Origin of the sequence: Mycobacterium innocens (genome assembly GCF_900566055.1) — a bacterium.
GTDB lineage: Bacteria > Actinomycetota > Actinomycetes > Mycobacteriales > Mycobacteriaceae > Mycobacterium > Mycobacterium innocens.
The window spans coordinates 1-3,892 of sequence record NZ_UPHQ01000323.1 but is presented as its reverse complement, the minus strand read 5'-3'; the positions used below and the strand labels follow the sequence as shown (position 1 = coordinate 3,892).

The window sequence follows — 3,892 nt, the reverse complement described above, 5'->3', positions numbered from 1 at the left end:
CCATGAACACCAACATCGCGACGCTGCCGGCACCATGACCACGACCGCGTCAGCATGCACACCAACTGCCTCTGTTCGTCCTCACCGAGAGTGACGCCGTCGTGTTCATCTTCAGTGCCGGGCAACATCCACTGCCGGATAGGTGGCAGGTTGTGGAAATGACGGCAACCCCAAGCGATTCCGATGGAGACGTCTTCGGGTTGAAAGGCGACCTCGTCGAGGATCCAGGACTTGCGCCTCGCCTGAACGCCAGCAAACAGGCATCGCTGCAGCTCGTCGGTTCCAAGACTCAAGATTCGAATGACGCTCTTCTACAGCACGTTCCTCGGCTTGCGACCGGCATCCCAGGGCAGGTTTTGGGAATAATGGTCAACCGAGTCGCAACGGCCATCGCGATAGCCGACGCGCTGGCGCAGATCGAACAGCCCGACAGGGTGATTCTGTTGACCGGTCGGATGCGCCCCTTGGACAGGGACGACATCTGGGAAGGGGTCCAATCCAAGGTAGGCGCCGGTCGAACTCGTTCAAACGGACCTCGGCTCTACGTCGTCGCCACACAGACGATCGAAGCTGGCGCAGATCTTGACTTCGACGCGCTTATCACCGAAGTCGCACCAGTCGATTCGCTACGCCAGCGCTTCGGCCGCGTTGACCGGTTGGGCAGGCTCTCGAGCGCCGGCACGCCCGCGCGGATAGTCATAGTCGCGGGCCACAAGCAGACTGCGGAAAAGTTCGATGACCCTGTCTACGGCAAAGCGCTAAGCGCGACATGGCGAGAATTGAAACGCCGTTACAGCGATGCCTTGTTCGATGTCGGCCCGCTGTCGACGAGCCTGCCGACCGGACCCGAGTTCCTATCGCCTGCCCTGGACTCACCACTGCTGCTAGATAGCCATCTCGATATGTTGGTACAGACTAATCCAGCGCCCGCCGCGGATCTGGATATCACCCGGTGGTTGCACGGGCCGCAGGATGCACCTGCCGATGTCAATATCGTGTGGCGAGCGGACATAGACGACCGTCTACTTGAATTCGTAGGGGCGGCAGGGGACAACGGCGACGGGCGTGACTTGATTGTCGAGCTGTTGCTCGCGTGCCCACCGAAGGCAAGCGAAGCGATCGCATTGCCGATCTGGTCAGCAAAGACCTGGTTGAGTTCAGCCGACACCGGCCCCGACCTGGCCGATGTTGATCAGCAAGAGCCACGAACCACGTTGGGCGCCGCACGGGATCGCTTGGTGGTCCGATGGGCGGGTGCCGACACCGATCTCGTTACTGTGCAAGACATCCGGCCCGGCGACACACTCGTGGTGCCGGCTGCTCGCGGTGGGCTCCGCAGATCCAACTGGGACCCTGGATGCACCATGGCGGTGCCTGATCTCGGTGATCGGGCACAGGCCACCGCCGGGGTTGTTCCTGTGCTGCGTTTGCACGCAGATGTGATCTCCCCACATGTCGACCGGCCCGAGATGCTGCCAACGCCACTTTTGCCGTCCGACCCGGACAGCGACATTGATGACAACGCCGCAACCGGTATCGCCACTTGGTTGGAGGCGGTACGGTCAGCTGACCCGACTCCGTGGCTTGCCAGCATATGCCAATCGCTGAGTCCCATCGCTGGTCAACAGGTTGTCGTTGCGGCCGGGCAAGCCGGGGGCGGCCCAACGAAGATGTACGCCTTGCGAGGCAAGCGGCCGGCGCGCGACTTGTCGTGGCGCGAAAGCGGCCTCGAGTTCGACGGTACGGACCTGACGAACTCGTTCATCGGGCACGCTGTTCCGTTGGAGGCGCACTGCAACGGGGTAGGCGAATTGGCCAGCCGGTTCGCAGCAGCCTGTGGCGTGCCGGATCATCTCCGCCAGGATCTGGCCCTGGCCGGCAGGCTTCATGACCTGGGCAAGGCAGATCCTAGATTTCAGACGTGGCTATGTGACGGCGACGAGATTGCGGTTATCCGCGTGGGCACGTTGTTGGCCAAATCGGCTGATAGCCACCGAGATAAGCGTCAGCGGGACCTAGCCAGGCGGCGGGCCGGCTACCCCGTTGGAATGGGACATTCGCTCCTCAGCGTCGCACTCGCGCTGTCATCGCCAGAGGTACTCGACGCGGCCCACGATCGGGAGCTTGTACTTCACCTCATCGCAAGTCATCACGGCCATTGCCGCGCACTACCACCGCCTCAGCCAGACCCGGTACCGGTCGATGTCGAAGTCACTTGGGATGGCCATCGGCTTCGCTCGTCAAGCGACCATGGGTTATCCCAGCTCGATAGCGGCGTTACGGAACGGTTCTGGCGACTCAACAAACGATATGGCCCTCACGGACTCGCTTGGCTCGAGACGCTCCTGCGGCTGGCCGATCATCGCCGAAGTGCACTCGAGCAACTCAGGCAGGAGGGAGGAGGGCGATGACTGAACATGCTTCCGCGTTGAATCTCGACGGGCTCGACGGGACTAACCCGGCCGGCTTTCTAGCGGGATTAGGCGTGCTCGCGATTCTCGACCACCTGAATTACCCGGCACGGCTGTGGTGGAGCGACTCTGTAGTGCCGCGCGCAAGGCTTGACGGAATTGCATCCATCGATCCTCTCGTCGAGGAGGTAGTTCGCGAGAAAGACAAGATGGGCGACGCGCCACTTCTCGACTATCCTCTTGGCGATCCCGCTGCCGATGTCAAATTCACTCGCGCGCAAGATGTCCGGCGATTTCTTGACCACTGTCGTCGGTCAGCGCCAAGCGCGGCGCTGAGCGCGGCCCTGGTGTGCGAGGGGGTCGAGGACAACCGGGGACAGGCGAAGCCCACGGACCTCCACTTCACGTCAGGCAAACAGCAATTCCTTACAATGGCCCGCAAACTGCAGAGTGAAGTCACGCGCGATCACATCCACAACGCGCTTCGCGGGCCGTGGAGATACGACTCGACCCTGCCTTCCTTCAAATGGGACTCGACCGACGATCGCAACTACGCCTTCGCCGCATTGGACCCGCAGAAGGAGACGAAACTGACTGCACCCGGGGTCGAATGGCTCGCATTTCGTGGACTGACCCTCTTTCCAGTTCACCCCAAGGGCAGACGGGTTCTGACGCCCGGTGTCGGTGGGGAATGGAGGTCAGGCTGGCTGACCTGGCCCCTATGGCGGGTACCGCTTTCAACAATTGCGGCACGCTCGCTCATTCAAGCGGTGCCGGATGACAAGGCGATACCTGGCAGATTCCTAACGGCTGTTGAAGCTTGGGGCGTGCACCGATTGATGCGGAGCCGAATTACCCCCGAGGGTCAGGGCTACGGGACCTTCAGGCCATCTCAGGTTATTTGGGCCGCTTCCAGTCCGCCTGAGCCTAGGCGGCGGACATGACGCAGACCGAAATCGACGTTGTCGACGTTCCCGAGCTATTGCCGGCGAGAATGCTCAACGAGTATGCATACTGCCCGAGGCTGTTCTTTCTCGAGTGGGTGCAACAACAATGGGCCGACAGCGGCGACACGGCAGAGGGGTCGTTCCACCACCGTCAAGTAGATGTTGCGCGCGGCGATGCACCGCTGCCGGAGGAGGAACCAGATTTGCTTCGCGCGCAGTCTGTTTCCCTCTCGTCGACTGAACTCGGTCTTTCGGCAAAAGTCGATGTCATCGAAGGCGACAGCGGAGCAGTGCGGCCGGTGGACGTGAAACGAGGTAAGCCGCCTGATGTTCCGGAAGGTGCCCGTGAACCCGAACGCATCCAGTTGTGTGCCCAAGGGTTACTGCTGCGGGAAGCGGGTTACCGGTGAATCGTCCCGGGTTTCGTGCGCACTTCCTTTCTTGGGAAGGATGGCACGATGCCAAGCAAGTACGACGAGAACACCAAGGCCAAGGCGGTCCGATTGGTCCGTGAGCATGCCGACGACTACGACT

General features: G+C 61.6%; 3 protein-coding genes. All 3 read left to right on the top strand.

Annotated features, from left to right (window positions below; all coding sequences use genetic code 11):
* Positions 1–101 precede the first annotated feature (101 nt).
* The 3 genes from cas3g to EET03_RS29330 are packed head-to-tail and all read left to right on the top strand — an operon-like array spanning position 102 to position 3,768.
* Positions 102–2,411: a type I-G CRISPR-associated helicase/endonuclease Cas3g gene (cas3g, locus tag EET03_RS29340; protein WP_082274598.1), complete on the top strand. Its 2,310-nt coding sequence runs from the start codon at positions 102–104 to the stop codon at positions 2,409–2,411.
* Complete coding sequence (locus tag EET03_RS29965) at positions 2,408–3,355, top strand: type I-G CRISPR-associated protein, Cas3-extension family (protein WP_136625789.1); 948 nt, start codon at positions 2,408–2,410, stop codon at positions 3,353–3,355. Before cas3g ends, EET03_RS29965 begins: the two co-directional genes overlap by 4 nt.
* Complete coding sequence (locus tag EET03_RS29330) at positions 3,352–3,768, top strand: CRISPR-associated protein Cas4 (protein ID WP_075542452.1); 417 nt, start codon at positions 3,352–3,354, stop codon at positions 3,766–3,768. Before EET03_RS29965 ends, EET03_RS29330 begins: the two co-directional genes overlap by 4 nt.
* The last annotated feature ends 124 nt before the right edge of the window (positions 3,769–3,892 follow it).

Excerpts from the sequence above, each read along its gene's own strand:
- EET03_RS29965 (WP_136625789.1), top strand. The coding sequence starts at position 2,408 with ATGACTGAACATGCTTCCGCGTTGAATCTCGACGGGCTCGACGGGACT.
- EET03_RS29330 (WP_075542452.1), top strand. The coding sequence starts at position 3,352 with ATGACGCAGACCGAAATCGACGTTGTCGACGTTCCCGAGCTATTGCCG.